This is a genomic window from Streptomyces sp. NPDC050658 (assembly GCF_044457025.1).
In the GTDB taxonomy this organism is placed as follows: Bacteria; Actinomycetota; Actinomycetes; order Streptomycetales; family Streptomycetaceae; genus Streptomyces.
Window position 1 is genome coordinate 14,247 of sequence record NZ_JBITGM010000017.1, and the last position, 15,598, is coordinate 29,844.

The window sequence follows — 15,598 nt, forward strand, 5'->3', positions numbered from 1 at the left end:
TCGCGCGCCCCTGGTCAGGTCGTCGCGGGCTCCTGGTCAGGTCGTCGCGGGCTCCTGGTCAGGCCGTCGCGCGCCCCTGGTCAGGTCGTCGCGGGCTCCTTGGCCGCGGCGGCCACCGACATCGCGTGCTGGACGACGCCGATGAGGACTTCCTTGACGGACTGCCGCTCGCGGGCGTCGCACAGCACCACGGGGACCTCGGGGTCGAGGTCGAGCGCCTGACGCACGGCCTCGGCGGGGTAACGGGTCGCCCCGTCGAAGCAGTTGACGCCGACGACGAAGGGTATGGAGCGCCGCTCGAAGTAGTCGACGGCGGCGAAGCAGTCCTCAAGGCGGCGGGTGTCGGCGAGGACCACGGCGCCGAGGGCTCCGGTGGCCAGTTCGTCCCAGAGGAACCAGAAGCGGTCCTGGCCGGGGGTACCGAAGACGTAGAGGACCAGGTTCTCGCGGAGCGTGATCCGGCCGAAGTCCATGGCGACCGTGGTGGTGTGCTTGCCGGAGACCTTGCTGGTGTCGTCGACGGGGCGGCCCGCCTCGCTCAGCGACTCCTCGGTGCGCAGCGGTTTGATCTCGCTGACGGCGCCGACGAGGGTCGTCTTGCCGACGCCGAATCCGCCTGCCACCAGGATCTTCAGCGTGACCGGCTCGACGGGGGCCTTGCCGCGTTCAGAACGCTTGAAGATCATCGCTCGCTTCTCCTGCATCAGTGGTGTCGTGCGGGGCCGGTCCGTATCCGCCGCCGCCGGGGGTTTCGATCACGAGTACGTCGCCGGTGGCGAGGTCGGCCGAGTCGCTTCCGTCGAGCTTCGTCACGCCGCCGTCGGCGCGCTCCACCCGGCCGGTGCCGAGCGCGCCGGGGCCGCCGCCCGCCATGCCGTAGGGCGCGACCCTGCGGTGTTGCGAGAGCGTGGACACGGTCATCGGCTCACGGAAGCGGATGCGCCGTACGGCCCCGTCCCCGCCGCGCCACCGCCCTTCGCCGCCGCTGCCGCGCCGCACCGCGAACTCCTCCAGGAGCACGGGCAGCCGCCATTCGAGCACTTCGGGGTCGGTGAGCCGGGAGTTGGTCATATGGGTCTGTACGACGGACGCCCCGTCGAAGCCGTCTCCGGCCCCCGATCCCGAGGCCACCGTCTCGTAGTACTGGTGGCGGTCGTTGCCGAAGGTGACGTTGTTCATCGTGCCGGAGCCTTCGGCCTGCACGCCGAGGGCGCCGTAGAGCGCTCCGGTGATCGCCTGCGAGGTCTCCACGTTCCCGGCGACGACCGCCGCCGGTGGTTCGGGGGCGAGCAGCGAGCCGGGCGGCACGATGATGCGCAGGGGACGCAGACAGCCGTCGTTGAGCGGGATGTCCTCGGCGACGAGGGTGCGGAAGACGTACAGGACAGCGGCGTTGACCACCGCGAAGGGCGCGTTGAAGTTCGTGCCGAGCTGGGGCGACGTACCGGTGAAGTCGATGGTCGCCGAGCGGGCCTCGCGGTCCACGGAGACGCGGACCCGGATGACGGCTCCCGAGTCGGTTGGATAAGCGAACTCGCCCTCTTCCAGGGAGTCGATGACGCGGCGTACCGCTTCTTCGGCGTTGTCCTGGACGTGCCTCATGTACGCCTGCACGACGTCGAGCCCGAAGTTCTCGATCATGCGGGCGACTTCGTCGACGCCCTTCTGGTTGGCGGCGATCTGGGCGCGCAGGTCGGCGAGGTTGGTGGCGGGGTTGCGGGAGGGGTAGGCGGAGTCGGTGAGCAGGCTCAGGGTCTCGGCCTCGCGGAACCTGCCGCCTTCCGCCAGCAGCCAGTTGTCGAAGAGGATGCCCTCCTCCTCGATGGTGCGGCTGTTCGCGGGCATGGAGCCGGGGGCAATGCCGCCGATCTCCGCGTGGTGGCCGCGGGAGGCGACGTAGAAGAGAATCCGCTGCTCCGGAGAGCCGTGCTGCTCCGGAGTGCCCTCCTCCGCCGGTGCGTCGAACACCGGAGTGATGACCGTGACGTCGGGAAGGTGCGTGCCCCCGTGGTACGGGTCGTTGACCGCGTACGTGTCTCCGGGGCGCATGGTGGAGCCGCGGCGCCGGATGACCTCCTTCACGCTCGTCCCCATGGAGCCCAGGTGCACCGGGATGTGCGGGGCATTGGCGACGAGGTTGCCGTCCGGGTCGAAGAGCGCGCAGGAGAAGTCGAGCCGCTCCTTGATGTTGACCGACTGCGCCGTGGACTCCAGGCGTGCGCCCATCTGTTCGGCGATGGACATGAAGAGGTTGTTGAACACTTCGAGGAGGACGGGATCGGCGGCCGTGCCCGCGGTGGAACCCTCGGGCTCCGCCACGCGTTCCATGAGCAGGTGCCCCTCGGCCGTCGTGGCGGCCCGCCAGCCGTCGTCCACGACCGTCGTGGCACTGGCCTCGGTGATGATCGCGGGACCCGTGACGGTCTCGCCGGGCGGCAGCTCTTCACGGCGGTGCAGGAGTACGTCGCGCCAGGCGCCGCCCGTGTGCAGGCGGACCGTCTCCGGGGCGCCCTTGCGTGCCTCTCCGGAGAGAGCGGAGAGGTCCGGATGCTCGGTCAGGCCGGTGGCCTCCACGGAGAGGGCCTCGACGACGACGGGCCGGTCCAGGGTGAAGGAGTAGGTGGCGCGGTGGCGGTCCTCGAAGGCGCGGGTCATCGCGTCCGGTTCGGCGAGGTCCACGGTGAGGGTCGTGTCGGTGCCGTCGTAGCGCAGTTGGGCGCGGCGCATGACGCGGATGCGCTCCTCGGGCACGTCCTCGGCGAGGAGTTCGGCGCGGGCCGCGTTCTCCAGGTCGTCGGCGGTCTTCAGGACGCGCGGCATCGCGGACGCCTCCAGGCGGGCCTCCACGGACTGTTCGCGCATCGCCGTGGTGTCGGCGAGGCCGATGCCGAGCGCGGAGAGCACACCGGCCATCGGGGGTACGAGGACGGTGCGGATGCCGAGCGAGTCGGCGACCATGCAGGCGTGCTGGCCGCCCGCGCCGCCGAACGTCGTCAGGGCGTAGCGGGTGACGTCGTGGCCCTTCTGGACCGAGATGCGTTTGACGGCGCCCGCGATGTTCGCCACCGCGATCTGCAGGAAGCCCTCGGCGACCTGCTCCGGGGTGCGGTCGTCGCCGGTGCGCTGCGTGATGTCGCGGGCGAGCTCGGCGAAGCGTTCGCGGACGAGTGACGCGTCGAGCGGCTGGTCGCCGTCGGGGCCGAACACCTGCGGGAAATGGGCGGGTTGGACGCGGCCGAGTGCCACGTTCGCGTCCGTGACCGTGAGCGGGCCGCCGCCCCGGTAGCTCGCCGGGCCCGGCGAGGCGCCCGCCGAGTCGGGGCCCACGCGGTAGCGGCTGCCGTCGAAGTGCAGCACGGAGCCGCCGCCCGCGGCGACGGTGTGGATGTCCAGCATCGGCGCGCGCAGCCGCACGCCCGCGATCTGCGTGGTGAAGACCCGTTCGTAGCCGCCCGCGTAGTGCGACACGTCCGTTGAGGTGCCGCCCATGTCGAAGCCGATGACCCGGTCGAAGCCGGCCCGCTGCGACATGCGGGCCATGCCGACGATGCCGCCGGCGGGCCCGGACAGGACGGCGTCCTTGCCGCGGAACTGGCCCGCCTCCGTGAGGCCGCCGTTCGACTGCATGAACATCAGTCGTACGCCGTGGAGTTCGTCGGCGACGTGCCGGACGTAACGGTGCAGGACGGGCGAGAGGTACGCGTCCACGACAGCGGTGTCGCCGCGCGGGACCAGCTTCATCAGCGGGCTGACCTCGCTGGAGAGCGAGACCTGCGGGAAGCCGGTGCGGACGGCGAGTTCACCGATCGCCCGCTCGTGTGCCGGGTACAGGTGGCTGTGCAGGCAGACGACGGCCACGGAGCGGATTCCGTCGTCGTACGCCTCCTGGAGCGGTCCCGCGAGGCTCTCCAGGTCGGGCGGTCGCAGCACGTCGCCGTCGGCGGTGACGCGCTCGTCGGCCTCGATGACCCGCTCGTACAGCGCCTCGGGCAGGACGATCTCGCGGGCGAAGATGTGCGGACGGTTCTGGTAGGCGATGCGCTGGGCGTCGCCGAAGCCTCGGGTGACGACGAGGGCGGTGGGCTCGCCCTTGCGCTCCAGGAGGGCGTTGGTGGCGACGGTGGTGCCCATGCGGACCGCGTCGACGGGTGAACCGGAGGCGTCACCGAGGAGTTCACGGATCCCCGCCACGGCCGCGTCGGCGTACCGGGCGGGGTTGTCCGACAGGAGTTTGTGGGTCAGGAGCCGGCCGTCGGGGCGCCGCGCGACGATGTCCGTGAAGGTGCCGCCCCTGTCGACCCAGAACTGCCAGCCAGTCACGTCTCACTCCCCGCTCTCGCGCTGTTCAGAGCGCCCGCAGGCCGTTGATCACGTCGCGCAGAATACTCTCGTCGGGCAGTTCCGCGGGGGGTACGGGACGTGTCACGTGCACCAGTTCCTCGTCGACGAGATCGCCGATGAGGACGCGGATCACGCCGATGGGGAGGTCGAGTTCGGCCGCCAGTTCGGCGACCGACTGCGGGCTGTCACGGCAGAGCCCGACGATGTCCACATGCTCCGGGGACAACGTCTGGTCGGCCTCCGGGTCGTCGGCCCGTGCCTCGGCGATGACGACCGCGATCAGGTCCAGGCGGTGCTGGGCCGGACTCGTGGTGCGGCCGCGTGTCATGGCGTACGGACGCACCACGGGCCCGGCGTCGTCGTCGAACCAGCGGTGCGTGTCCTGCGTGCCCTGACCGTCTTCGCTCATGCCCTCCCGCTACCCTCCCGTGGGCAGGTCGGTGCGCGGCGCCGTACCCAGATGCACACCGACCCTCTTGACCAGCAAGGTCATTTCGTACGCGACCAGGCCGACGTCCGAGTCGGCGTCCGCGAGGACGGCGAGGCAGCTGCCGTCGCCCGCGGCCGTGACGAAGAGGAAGGCGTCGTCGAGTTCGACGACGGTCTGGCGGACCCGGCCCGCCTCGAAGTGGCGTCCGACGCCCTTGGCGAGGCTGTGGAACCCGGAGGCGACCGCGGCGAGATGCTCGCTGTCCTCCCTGGTCAGGTCCTGCGATACGCCGGTGGGCAGGCCGTCGCCGGAGAGCACGAGCGCCTTGCGGATGCTGGCGACCCGCTGCACCAGGTCGTCGAGGAGCCAGTTCAGCTCTCCCGATCCCCCGGGGTTGGCGATGCGTGCGTCGGCCTTCGGTGCGGTCATCGACCGTCCCCCTCAGATGTCGTTCCTGGTGCTGTGCCGTCGGAGGCGTCTTCGCCCGCGGCGTTCTCTTCACGACCGCGCTGCCAGCCGCGCTGGAGCGAAGCCATCCTGCTGCGTACCTCGTCGGCGTCGCGCTCCTCCGGCCTGGTCCCGGCCGTCGTGTCGCGCTCCGTGCGCTGTTGGGGTCCGTCCTTCAGCTGAGGCGCGAGATTGGCCTGGCGGACGCGCCGGGGCAGTCCGCCGGAGGTCTGGGTGGGCGCCTGTCCCGCTTCGGGCGACGCCCCTGGACGTGTTTCGGACGCCGGCGCGGGGCGCGCCTGGCTCTCCGTGTGCCGGCTGCGCCTCGGGAGCTCCGGCTGCGGGTCGTCGGCCGCCGCGGTGACGTCGCGGTGCGGCGGGGACAGGTCGGGCCAGGCGGACTGGGGTTCGGGGCGGCGTGGCTGGTCCACGGGGTCTACGGGGGTGACGGAGGCGCTGTCCCGCGCGGAGCGCAGATCGCTCGCCGCGCCGCCCTGGGGGCGGCCGACGGGAGTGTTCTGCGGGGCGATGCCACCCGCGGGGCGGCCGACCGGGGTCTCCGGAGTGTCGCTTTCCGCGGGCTCCGGGGGCGTGTCGTCCGGTGCCGCGCTCCGGGTCCTGGTCTGCGTCACGGGGCGGCCGTGCGAGGAGACCAGCTTCGGGGTCCTGCGGCGCGGAAGCGGCACGGGGTCGGTGGGGTGACGGTCGTCCACGGAGTCGTCGTCCGGGGCGGTGTCGTCGGGGCGCACCGGTTCGCGCTGGCCCGTCTCGCGTTCGTCGCGGGCCTGCTGGTGCTGTTCGCCGCCGGGGACTCCGGCGACGCGGCGACGCGGGCGGAACAGGCCGCCGCGCTCGCTGTCGTCGTCCTCCAGGGCGCCGGGGAAGCCGTCGAGGTCCGCCATGCCGACGGGTGCCTCCAGCTCGACGGGGCCGTCGAGGATGGACGCGGGCAGGCCCGGCAGCTTCACGGGCACCTGGCCGAGGGCCGCCGTCTTGTCGCCCGCCTTGTCGCGGCCCACGGGCTCCTTGGCCTGCGGCCGGTCGAGCCGGAACCCGATGCCGTTCGTGTCGGGTACGTCGTCCGTGAGCAGCGTCTCGGGGATGAACACCACGGCGGTGGTCCCGCCGTACGGAGAGGGCTGCAGGGAGACGCGCACGCGCTGCCGCTGGGCGAGTCGGCTCACCACGAAGAGGCCGAGCCGGTCGGTGTCGGAGAGTTCGAACTCCGGGGTCTCCGCGAGGCGGAGGTTGGCGTCCAGGAGTGCGTCCGGCGCCATGCCGAGGCCTCGGTCGTGGATCTCCAGGGTGAAGCCGTTGGCGACGTGCTCGCCGAGCACCTGCACCGCGGTGTGCGGGGGTGAGAACACCGTGGCGTTCTCCAGGAGTTCGGCCATCAGGTGGGTGAGGTCGGCGACCGCGGGGCCGGTGACGGCGATGCGCGGCAGGCGGCGCACCTCGATGCGTTCGTAGTCCTCGACCTCGGCGACGGCCGCGCGGACGACGTCCATGAGCTGCACGGGCTTGCGCCACTGCCGGGACGGGGCCGCTCCGGAGAGGATCACCAGGCCCTCGGCGTGCCGCCGCATGCGGGTCGTCAGGTGGTCGAGGCGGAAGAGGTCGGCGAGTTCGTCCGTGTCCTCGGTCCTGCGCTCCATCGTGTCGAGCAGGGTGAGCTGCTTGTGCAGCAGGACCTGGCTGCGGCGGGCGAGGTTGACGAACACCTCGGAGACGCCGCGGCGCAGGTCGGCCTGTTTGACGGTGGCCTCGACGGCGGCGCGCTGCAGGGTGTTGAGCGCCTGCCCGACCTGCCCGATCTCGTCCTTCTCGTACGTCAGACGGGGCGCCTCGGTCTCCACGTCGACCTGTTCGCCCGCGGCGAGGCGGCGCAGCACGCCGGGCAGCCGGACACCGGACGCCTCGTGGGCCTCGAGCCGCAGCCGGCGCAGGTCGCGGATGAGGCCGCGGCCGATGCGCATCGACATGAAGACGGAGAACAGGAGCGCGAGCAGGCCGAAGACGCCCGCCACGGCGACCCGGATGATCACGCCGACCGCCACCGGTTCGACCCGGTCCTGCAGCCGGTCGGCCGCCGCGTCGTCGCGCTCGGCGAGGTCCTTGAGCGCCTTGCCAGCGGCGGCGTCCCAGCGCGCCGAGGTGACCACGCGCGGGGTGCCGGGAGCGGACTCGACGACGGCCTTCTCGGCGTTGCGCAGCTCGGTCGTCTCGGCGCCGTTCCAGTAGCGCTCGTAGTTTCCGCGCTCGTCCTCGGGGAGCTGGCCGAGGCTGACCTCGTAGAGCAGGGTGCGCTGGGCCCGCAGGTCGGCGACCTGGCGGAGTTCCGTCTTGGTGATGCGGCGGGCCACCAGCGCGGAGCCGAGCAACGCGTCCTCGCGGGAGAGCAGTTCACGCGCGCGTGCCACGCCGATGAGGGCGCGGCCCTGGAGGTCCAGCTTCACGTCGTCGAGGCCCTGGAGCGTCATCAGGAAGCCGTAGCAGGGGTCGATCAGCTTCGTGTACATCTTGAGCGCGCTCGCGCGGGTGATGGTGCCCTCTTCGACCGTGCGGCGCAGCGACTCGATGCCGTCGAAGGCGTCGAGGATCGAGGCGAGCCGGTCCGACGACGGTCCGGTGATCTCGTCACGGACGTCGGCGTCGTCGGCGCTGTCCTTCACCTTGGCGACCATGTCGTCGGTGGCGGCCCGGCTGCGGCGCAGCGCGGCGAGCGCGTCGGAGGCGCGGGGGTCGGCCAGATACACGAGGGTCTGGCGGCGCTCCTGCTGAAGGACGCGGGCGGTGTCGTCGATCGGGTAGCCGATCTCGTCGACGATGTTCGAGACGTCGATCAGGTTCTTGGCCGACTGCCCCGTGAGGTAGGTGGCGAAGCCCCAGATCGCGGTCAGGGAAATGAGCGGCACCAGCAGCAATGCCACGATCTTCCGGCGGATGGACTTCCCGCGAAAGCGCATGGCCTCCCCCAGATCGGCCCCCTGCGGCCGCGCTATGGCCAGGGGCACACATGTGCGTCAACAAACGGCGCGAGCCTACTACTGACCCAGGAGCAACTCGAAGGCACGTCCGGACGGATTTCAGCCGTGACGCGAAAGGGACGTCCGCAGTTGTCCCTCCATTACGGGAGATTGCATCCCGCGTGTGGCAGATGCCACTGGGCGCGATCCCGGGCCCCGATCAGCCCAGTTGGCCGGAACTCTTCGCTTTGCCCGTGCCGTTCGGGAATCTTCCCGGCCGTTCATTCGTCCTTGAACATGGGAGTTGGGGACAGCGAGCGCCAAGACCGCATGTCGTAACGATGTGGCGTAAAGCCGAGCAATCCGGGCAGCCACTGAGTCGAAGGCAGCGTGCGGGGCAGCAGGGGGAGTGACGAGTTGATGGGCACGGCAGAGCGCCAACGGGCGTCCGAGCAGCGGTACGACGGGGATCAGGGACGTCAGGAGCGCCTGGAGGGCCGCAGGGAGCTCTGGGTCGAGGAGCCGGCGCGCAGGCGGCGGCTGCCCGATCCGGTGCGCACGGCCGCGGTGCGGTCCGTCATCATCGTGTCGCTCACGCTGATACAGGCGATGATCGCGTTCCTGTGCGCGGTGGCGGGATCCTGGCTGTCCTTCCCGATGGTGCTCAGCAGTGTGGCCAGCACCGTGGTCGCGACGTGGGCGGTCCTCGACGTGTGGGTGACGCGTCAGGTGTGGAACCAGCGGCATGGAGTGGTGTCGGTGCCGAGCAGCACCGCCCGCCGCCTGCGCCGCGAGCGCCGCCGGGCCCGCCGCCAGGCCCGCGCCGCCGAGCGCGGCAAGAAGCGCATAGGGAGCCGGGGCGGGGCCGGTCAGCTGTCCCACTCCTGAGGGTCCCATTCCTGAGGGTCCCATTCCTGAGGGGGCACACCCCTCAGGCGTCACACCCCTGCGGGGTCACACTCCAGCGGGTACGGCAGGGGCGGTCGCCGCCAGCGCGCGCCGCATCCGTGTGAAGGGGCGCGGCCGGTCGACGGCGAGCACCGCCGTGGTCCGGCCCTCACGTTCGTACGCGGCGAGGAAGCTCCCCTCGTCCGGCGAGCCCTCGACGATGCGTACGGCGTCGTCGGCGCGCCGCCGGCCGGCGAACTGGATGCGGGAACCGTACTGGTCGGACCAGAAGTACGGCAGCGGGCGGGCGGTCTCGACGGTGCCGGCGGCCAGCAAGTTCCGTACGGCGACGCGTGGTTGCTCGGCGGCGCTGGTCCAGTGCTCCGCGCGGCTGCCGCCCACGCGGGCCACGTCTCCCACGGCGACGACCTGTGGCAGCACGGTGACGCAGCCGTCGTCGCACAGGACTCCGTCGCCCACGGCGAGGGTGGAGCCCGCGAGCCAGCCGGTGTTGGGGGTGGCGCCGATGCCGACGACGACCACGTCGGCGGGGAGCAGCCGGCCGTCCGTGAGCTCCACGGCGCGGACGGCTGTGTCGCCGCGCAGCGCCGAAACGCCAGTGCCGGTCAGCAGGGCCGCGCCCCCGCGCGCGTGCAGCCCGGCGCACACCGCGGCCAACTCCGGGCCGAGTTGCGGGAGCAGCGGCAGTGGTGCGGCCTCGACGACCGTCACGTCGTGGCCGAGGGCGACGCAGGAGGACGCGGTCTCGGCGCCGATGAACCCGCCGCCGATCACGACGACCTGGCGCGTTCCTCCGGTCAGTCCGGCGCGCAAGGCGCGGGCGTCGTCCAGGGTCCGCAGGGTGTGTACGCCTTCCAGGGCGGGCCCCGGGAGGCGGCGCGCGGCTGCCCCGGTCGCGATGATGACGCCGTCGCCCGCGATGGTCCTGCCGTCGTCGAGGAGCACGGTGCGGCCGCGCGGGTCGAGGCCGCGGGCGCGCGTCCCGAGCAGCCATTCAGCGGCGAGCTCCGTCGCCTCCTCGCCGTCGGACAGGGCGAGTTGGGCCTCTTCGGAGGTGCCGGTCAGGAAGTCCTTGGACAGCGGAGGCCTGTCGTACGGCTGATGCGGCTCGTCGCCGACGATCACGAGCCGGCCGTCGAAGCCCTGGGCGCGCAGCTCGCGCGCGGCGTACAGACCGGCGAGCGAGGCGCCCACCACGGTGATGGTCCTCATGCGGCGGAGCCCTCCTCGGCTGCCAGGTGGACATGGATCGTGCCGTCGTCGACGCTCACCCGGTGGGTGCGCACGGCGCGGCGAGCGGGCAGACAGGTCGGCTGCCCCGTGCGGAGATCGAATGAGGCGGCGTGCAGCGGGCATTCGACCAGACAGCCCTCCAGCCAGCCCTCGGAGAGGGAGGCGTCCTGGTGGCTGCAGGTGTCGTCGATGGCGTAGATCTCGCCCTCGGCGTTGAACACCGCGATGGGCGGTGTGGTGTCGATACGGACGGATTCGCCCGCGGGGAGGTCTTCAAGGCGGCAGACGGGAATCATGGGCCCCCCTCTTGATCTCTCTCGGCCCGGTCCACGAGCCTTTCCGGCTCAGGACCCTTCGGTAACATGATGTTTCACATGGCGCACGAGGGAGCGCTATGCGCAACAGAATCCGGGCGGGACGCCCACCGCGTCAAGGGCTTCCCGGAGATGCGGCTTCAAGAGGCCGCGAGGTGGTGAGAGTTGAGATATGACCCGCACGCGGAAACAGCCTGATCAGAACGAGGAGCCGGGCACGCATCAGGGCGAGGAGACACGCGAGAGGCAGCCGAGGGCGGCCGCCGGGTCCGTCCAGTCCGTGGACCGCGCGGTGAGCGTCCTGGAGATACTCGCCCGGCTCGGCGAGGCCGGGGTCACCGAGATCGCCGACGAGCTGGGGGTGCACAAGTCGACCGCATTCCGGCTCCTCGGCGTCCTGGAGAACCGGGGCCTCGTGGGCCAGGCCAAGGACCGCGGCAAGTACTTCCTGGGAGCCGGCGTACTGCGCCTCGCGGGGGCGGCAGCAGTGCGTCTGGACATCTCGCAGGAGGGCGGCCCGGTCTGCCGCGAACTCGCCGACGAGCTGGGCGAGACGGTCAACATCGCGATCCTCGACGACGACGCGGCGGTCAACATCATGCAGGCGCGCGGGCCCGCGTCCGTGACCGCCCAGAACTGGCTGGGCAGACGCACCCCGCTGCACGCCACGTCCAGCGGCAAGGTCCTGCTCGCGCATCTGCCGACGACGCTGCGCGAGGGCGTGATCGCCCGCACGCTGCCCCGCCTTACCGAGCACACGGTGACCGGGACGGTGGCGCTGCGCGGCGAGCTGGAGACCGTCGTGGAGCAGGGTTACGCCGTCGCCGTGGAGGAGCTCGAGGTCGGCCTCGCCGCCGTCGCCGCCCCGGTGCGCGCGCACGACGGCAAGGTGATCGGGGCGCTGAGCGCGTCGGGGCCGGTCTACCGGCTCACCGACGAGCGGCTCACGGAGCTGGCCAAGCGCACCGTCGCCGCGGCGGTGGAGCTGTCGCGCCGGATGGGCTACGGCTTCTGACGGGCCGCCGCCGGACAAGAGCAGAGATGCGCGACTAGGGCGGAGCCGGGGATTCCCTGGCTCCGCCCTCGCCGTGTGCCGGAGCAGTGTGCCGGAGCAGTGTGCCGGAGCAGTGTGCCGGAGCCGCGCGTCGAGCCATGCGCCGGAGCCGTGTGTCGGCCGCGTTTCACCGCGCCCCGCCGATTTGCCAAGGCTTAACTCCCACCCCTTGACGGCCTCTTGATGGCGTTCCCACTATGTCTCTCATAGCGCAACCCATCGTGTACTGCGCAACAGCAGAGGAGTCTGGCCGTGCCACACGAGGTCCGTGCCGTCGTCGCCGTGAAGAAGGGCGCACCCGTCGAGGTGCAGACGATCGTCGTGCCAGATCCCGGACCGGGAGAGGTCGTCGTCTCCGTGCAGGCCTGCGGGGTCTGCCACACGGACCTGCACTACCGGGAAGGCGCGATCAACGACGAGTTCCCGTTCCTGCTCGGCCATGAGGCGGCCGGCACCGTCGAGTCGACCGGCGAAGGCGTCACCGATCTGCGCCCCGGCGACTACGTGGTCATCGCCTGGCGCGCCCCCTGCGGATCGTGCCGCTCCTGCCTGCGCGGCCGCCCCTGGTACTGCTTCGACTCACGCAACGCCGCCAGGCCGATGACCCTCCTGGACGGCACCCCTCTGAGCCCCGCCCTCGGCATCGGCGCCTTCGCCGAGAAGACGCTGGTCGCCGCCGGGCAGGCGGTGAAGGTGGACCCGGCGGCGCGCCCCGAGGCCGCCGGGCTCATCGGCTGCGGGGTGATGGCCGGATACGGGGCCGCCGTGAACACCGGCGGGGTCGGCCGGGGCGACACCGTGGCCGTCATAGGCTGCGGCGGCGTCGGCAACGCCGCGATCGCCGGGGCGTCGCTCGCCGGGGCCCGCCGGGTCATCGCCGTCGACATCGACGAGGCCAAGCTCGACGGCGCGACCCGTTTCGGCGCCACGCACACCGTCAACTCCCGCGGCACGGACCCGGTCGCGGCGGTGCGCGAGCTGACCGGCGGCTTCGGGGTCGACGTCGCTATCGACGCGGTGGGCCGCCCGGAGACGTACAAACAGGCCTTCTACATGCGCGATCACGCGGGTGTGCTCGTCCAGGTGGGCGTGCCCGACCCGGAGATGGCGGTCGAACTGCCGCTGATCGACCTGTTCTCGCGCGGCGGCGCCCTCAAGTCCTCCTGGTACGGGGACTGTCTGCCGAGCCGCGACTTCCCGATCCTCGTCGACCAGTACCTCACCCGCAGGCTCGACCTCGGCGGATTCGTCTCCGAGACCATCGCGCTCGACCAGGTCGAGGAGGCGTTCGGCAGGATGCGGCGCGGCGAGGTGCTGCGCTCGGTGGTGGTCCTGTGAGCACGCAGGTCACAGGACCCCGCGTCGTCGTCATCGGCGCCGGCATCGTCGGCTGCTCCCTGGCCGACGAGCTGACCGCCCGCGGCTGGACCGACGTCACCGTCCTCGAACAGGGCCCCCTGCCCGCCCCCGGCGGCTCCACCTCGCACGCCCCCGGTCTGGTCTTCCAGACGGGGCCGTCCAAGACGCTGACCGCCTTCGCGACATACACGGTCGAGAAATTCGGCTCACTCGAAGTGGACGGGCTCCCCTGCTTCAACCCGGTCGGCGGCCTCGAACTCGCCACCACCCCCGAGCGCTGGGCCGATCTGCACCGCAAGGCCGGCTTCGCGGCCTCCTGGGGCATCCGCGCCGAACTCGTCGGCCCCGCGCGGTGCAAGGAGCTGTGGCCGCTCATCGACGAGAGCCGGGTCATCGGCGGTCTGCACACCCCCGACGACGGTCTGGCCCGCGCCGTGCTCGCCTGCCGTGCGCAGATCGAGCGGGCACGCGCGCGTGGCGCCCGTTTTCTCGACCGGCACACCGTGACCGGCATCGAGCGCGAGGACGGCCCCACGGGCGGTCGAGTCACGGCGGTCGTCACCGACCGGGGGACCTTTCCCGCCGACCATGTCGTGTCGGCGGCCGGTTTCTGGGGGCCGGTGATCGGGCGGATGGCCGGGATCGACGTACCGCTGCTGCCGCTCGCCCACCAGTACGCGAAGACGGAGCCGCTGCCCGAGCTGGCCGGGGTCAACGACCCGCGCACGGAGGCGTCGAAGCCGATCCTGCGCTTCCAGGACCGCGACCTGTACTTCCGGGAGCACACCGACCGCATCGGCATCGGCTCCTACGCCCATCGGCCGCTGCCCGTCGACGCGTTCACGGTCCCCGCGTACGACGACGCCGAGGAGATGCCGTCCTCGTACCCGTTCACGGAGGAGGATTTCGCGCCGAGTTGGGAGGACTGCCGGTGGCTGCTCCCCGCCCTCGGCGACACTCGCGTCGCGGAGGGCTTCAACGGAGTCTTCTCCTTCACGCCCGACGGGATGCCGGTCCTCGGCGAGTCCCGTGCGCTGCGCGGCTTCTGGCTGGCCGAGGCGGTGTGGGTGACGCACTCCGCCGGTGTCGCGAAGGCCGTCGCGGAGTGGATGGTCGACGGGCGGCCCTCCGTCGACGTACACGACTGCGATCTCACCCGCTTCGAGGACGCCCAGCGCTCCCCCGCGTACGTCGCGGACCGCGGCGCGCAGCAGTTCGTCGAGGTGTACGACGTCATCCACCCGCTGCAGCCCATGGAGCGGCCCCGGCCGCTGCGGGTCAGTCCCTTCTACGCCCGGCAACAGGAGCTGGGCGCCGTCTTCCTGGAAGGCGGCGGCTGGGAACGGCCGCACTGGTTCGAGGCGAACGCCCCGCTCGTCGCCGACGTCGAGGTGCCCGCACGCGATCCCTGGTCGGCCCGCCACTGGTCGCCGATCGCGGCCGCCGAGGCCAGGGCCACCCGCGAGAAGGTCGCCCTCTACGACATGACACCGCTGCGCCGCCTGGAGGTGTCGGGTCCCGGCTCCCTCGACTTCCTGCAGCGCATGACCTCCAACAACCTGGCGAAGAAGCCCGGTTCGGTGACGTACACGCTGCTCCTCGACGAGGCGGGCGGCATCCGTTCCGACCTCACCGTGGCGCGGCTCGCGCCGGACCGTTTCCAGGTCGGCGCCAACAGTCCGGCCGACCTGGACTGGCTGCTGCGGCACGCCCCGGACGGCGTCCACTTGCGGGACATCACCTCCGGGACGTGCTGCGTCGGGGTGTGGGGGCCGCTCGCCCGCGACCTCGTCCAGCCCCTGACCCGTGACGACTTCTCGCACGAGGGGTTCGGCTATTTCAAGGCCAAGGAGACCTTCATCGGGCATGTCCCGGTGACGGCCATGCGTCTGTCGTACGTCGGTGAGCTGGGCTGGGAGCTGTACACGGGCGCCGACACCGGACTGCGGCTGTGGGACACGCTGTGGGAGGCGGGCCGGGAACTCGGCGTGATCGCCGCCGGCCGGTCCGCGTTCAACAGCCTGCGCCTGGAGAAGGGTTACCGCGCCTGGGGCCACGACATGACCACCGAGCACGACCCGTACGAGGCGGGCGTCGGCTTCGCGGTCCGGATGAACAAGGGCGATTTCGTGGGGCGTTCGGCGCTGGAGTCGAAGGTGAGTCCGGAGGCGAAGGCTAGTCTGGCTGCGCAGGCCAGTCCGGCGGCGCAGGCCAGTCCGGCAGCACAGGCCAGTCCGGCAGCACAGGTCCGTCCGGAAATCAAACTCACCCCGCTGCTGCTCGACGACCCGGCCGCCGTCGTCCTCGGCAAGGAGCCGGTGTACATCGACGGGGCCGGGGTGCCCGCCGGTTACGTCACCAGCGCCTCGTACGGCTACACGCTGGGCCGTTGCGTGGCGTACGCCTGGCTGCCGCCCCTGGAGGCCGGCACCGGAACCCACATCGAGTACTTCGGCGAGAAGGTGCCCGCGACGGTCGCCGACGAGCCGCTGTTCGACCCGAAGATGACGCGCATCCGCCGCTGACCGCCGTTCGCCGCGCCCGT

11 protein-coding genes are annotated in these 15,598 nt (G+C 71.7%); 4 read left to right on the top strand and 7 right to left on the bottom strand.

All coding sequences use genetic code 11. From position 1 onward, the window contains the following. Window positions 1–80: 80 nt before the first annotated feature. The 5 genes from ACIBKX_RS38495 to ACIBKX_RS38515 are packed head-to-tail and all read right to left on the bottom strand — an operon-like array spanning window position 81 to window position 8,184. Window positions 81–686 (bottom strand): ATP/GTP-binding protein, encoded by a 606-nt coding sequence (locus ACIBKX_RS38495; RefSeq protein WP_363275427.1) that lies wholly within the window; start codon window positions 684–686, stop codon window positions 81–83. Next, complete coding sequence (locus ACIBKX_RS38500) at window positions 667–4,320, bottom strand: hydantoinase B/oxoprolinase family protein (protein WP_363275428.1); 3,654 nt, start codon at window positions 4,318–4,320, stop codon at window positions 667–669. Before ACIBKX_RS38500 ends, ACIBKX_RS38495 begins: the two co-directional genes overlap by 20 nt. 25 nt (window positions 4,321–4,345) lie before the next feature. Then, a complete protein-coding gene (locus ACIBKX_RS38505; protein WP_363275429.1) occupies window positions 4,346–4,750 on the bottom strand; it encodes a DUF742 domain-containing protein in 405 nt (134 codons plus the stop codon). 9 nt (window positions 4,751–4,759) lie between these two features. Beyond that, a complete protein-coding gene (locus ACIBKX_RS38510) occupies window positions 4,760–5,200 on the bottom strand; it encodes a roadblock/LC7 domain-containing protein (RefSeq protein WP_363275430.1) in 441 nt (146 codons plus the stop codon). Then, entirely contained in the window at window positions 5,197–8,184 is a 2,988-nt protein-coding gene (locus tag ACIBKX_RS38515; RefSeq protein ID WP_363275431.1) for a nitrate- and nitrite sensing domain-containing protein, read from the bottom strand. The genes ACIBKX_RS38510 and ACIBKX_RS38515 overlap by 4 nt, the downstream gene beginning before the upstream one ends. Before the next feature lie 420 nt (window positions 8,185–8,604). Here ACIBKX_RS38515 and ACIBKX_RS38520 point away from each other — a divergent pair, with 420 nt between their 5' ends. Beyond that, entirely contained in the window at window positions 8,605–9,072 is a 468-nt protein-coding gene (locus ACIBKX_RS38520; protein ID WP_363275432.1) for a hypothetical protein, read from the top strand. Window positions 9,073–9,138: 66 nt separating this feature from the next. Here the strand turns inward: ACIBKX_RS38520 and ACIBKX_RS38525 are convergent, their stop codons facing one another. Both ACIBKX_RS38525 and ACIBKX_RS38530 read right to left on the bottom strand, forming a co-directional pair. Beyond that, window positions 9,139–10,305 (bottom strand): FAD-dependent oxidoreductase, encoded by a 1,167-nt coding sequence (locus ACIBKX_RS38525; RefSeq protein WP_363275433.1) that lies wholly within the window; start codon window positions 10,303–10,305, stop codon window positions 9,139–9,141. Beyond that, a complete protein-coding gene (locus ACIBKX_RS38530; RefSeq protein WP_363275434.1) occupies window positions 10,302–10,622 on the bottom strand; it encodes a bifunctional 3-phenylpropionate/cinnamic acid dioxygenase ferredoxin subunit in 321 nt (106 codons plus the stop codon). The genes ACIBKX_RS38525 and ACIBKX_RS38530 overlap by 4 nt, the downstream gene beginning before the upstream one ends. A 190-nt stretch (window positions 10,623–10,812) precedes the next feature. Between ACIBKX_RS38530 and ACIBKX_RS38535 the strand changes: the two genes are divergently transcribed. The 3 genes from ACIBKX_RS38535 (at window position 10,813) to ACIBKX_RS38545 (ending at window position 15,578) form a co-directional block, all read left to right on the top strand. Then, window positions 10,813–11,655 (top strand): IclR family transcriptional regulator, encoded by an 843-nt coding sequence (locus ACIBKX_RS38535; RefSeq protein ID WP_363275436.1) that lies wholly within the window; start codon window positions 10,813–10,815, stop codon window positions 11,653–11,655. A gap of 291 nt (window positions 11,656–11,946) precedes the next feature. Further along, entirely contained in the window at window positions 11,947–13,032 is a 1,086-nt protein-coding gene (locus ACIBKX_RS38540; RefSeq protein ID WP_363275437.1) for an S-(hydroxymethyl)mycothiol dehydrogenase, read from the top strand. Beyond that, window positions 13,029–15,578 (top strand): FAD-dependent oxidoreductase, encoded by a 2,550-nt coding sequence (locus ACIBKX_RS38545; RefSeq protein ID WP_363275438.1) that lies wholly within the window; start codon window positions 13,029–13,031, stop codon window positions 15,576–15,578. Before ACIBKX_RS38540 ends, ACIBKX_RS38545 begins: the two co-directional genes overlap by 4 nt. Window positions 15,579–15,598: the final 20 nt, after the last annotated feature.

Coding starts and splice junctions, on each gene's coding strand:
- ACIBKX_RS38535 (WP_363275436.1), top strand. CDS start 10,813: ATGACCCGCACGCGGAAACAGCCTGATCAGAACGAGGAGCCGGGCACG.
- ACIBKX_RS38510 (WP_363275430.1), bottom strand. CDS start 5,200: ATGACCGCACCGAAGGCCGACGCACGCATCGCCAACCCCGGGGGATCG.
- ACIBKX_RS38495 (WP_363275427.1), bottom strand. CDS start 686: ATGATCTTCAAGCGTTCTGAACGCGGCAAGGCCCCCGTCGAGCCGGTC.
- ACIBKX_RS38515 (WP_363275431.1), bottom strand. CDS start 8,184: ATGCGCTTTCGCGGGAAGTCCATCCGCCGGAAGATCGTGGCATTGCTG.
- ACIBKX_RS38520 (WP_363275432.1), top strand. CDS start 8,605: ATGGGCACGGCAGAGCGCCAACGGGCGTCCGAGCAGCGGTACGACGGG.
- ACIBKX_RS38530 (WP_363275434.1), bottom strand. CDS start 10,622: ATGATTCCCGTCTGCCGCCTTGAAGACCTCCCCGCGGGCGAATCCGTC.
- ACIBKX_RS38505 (WP_363275429.1), bottom strand. CDS start 4,750: ATGAGCGAAGACGGTCAGGGCACGCAGGACACGCACCGCTGGTTCGAC.
- ACIBKX_RS38525 (WP_363275433.1), bottom strand. CDS start 10,305: ATGAGGACCATCACCGTGGTGGGCGCCTCGCTCGCCGGTCTGTACGCC.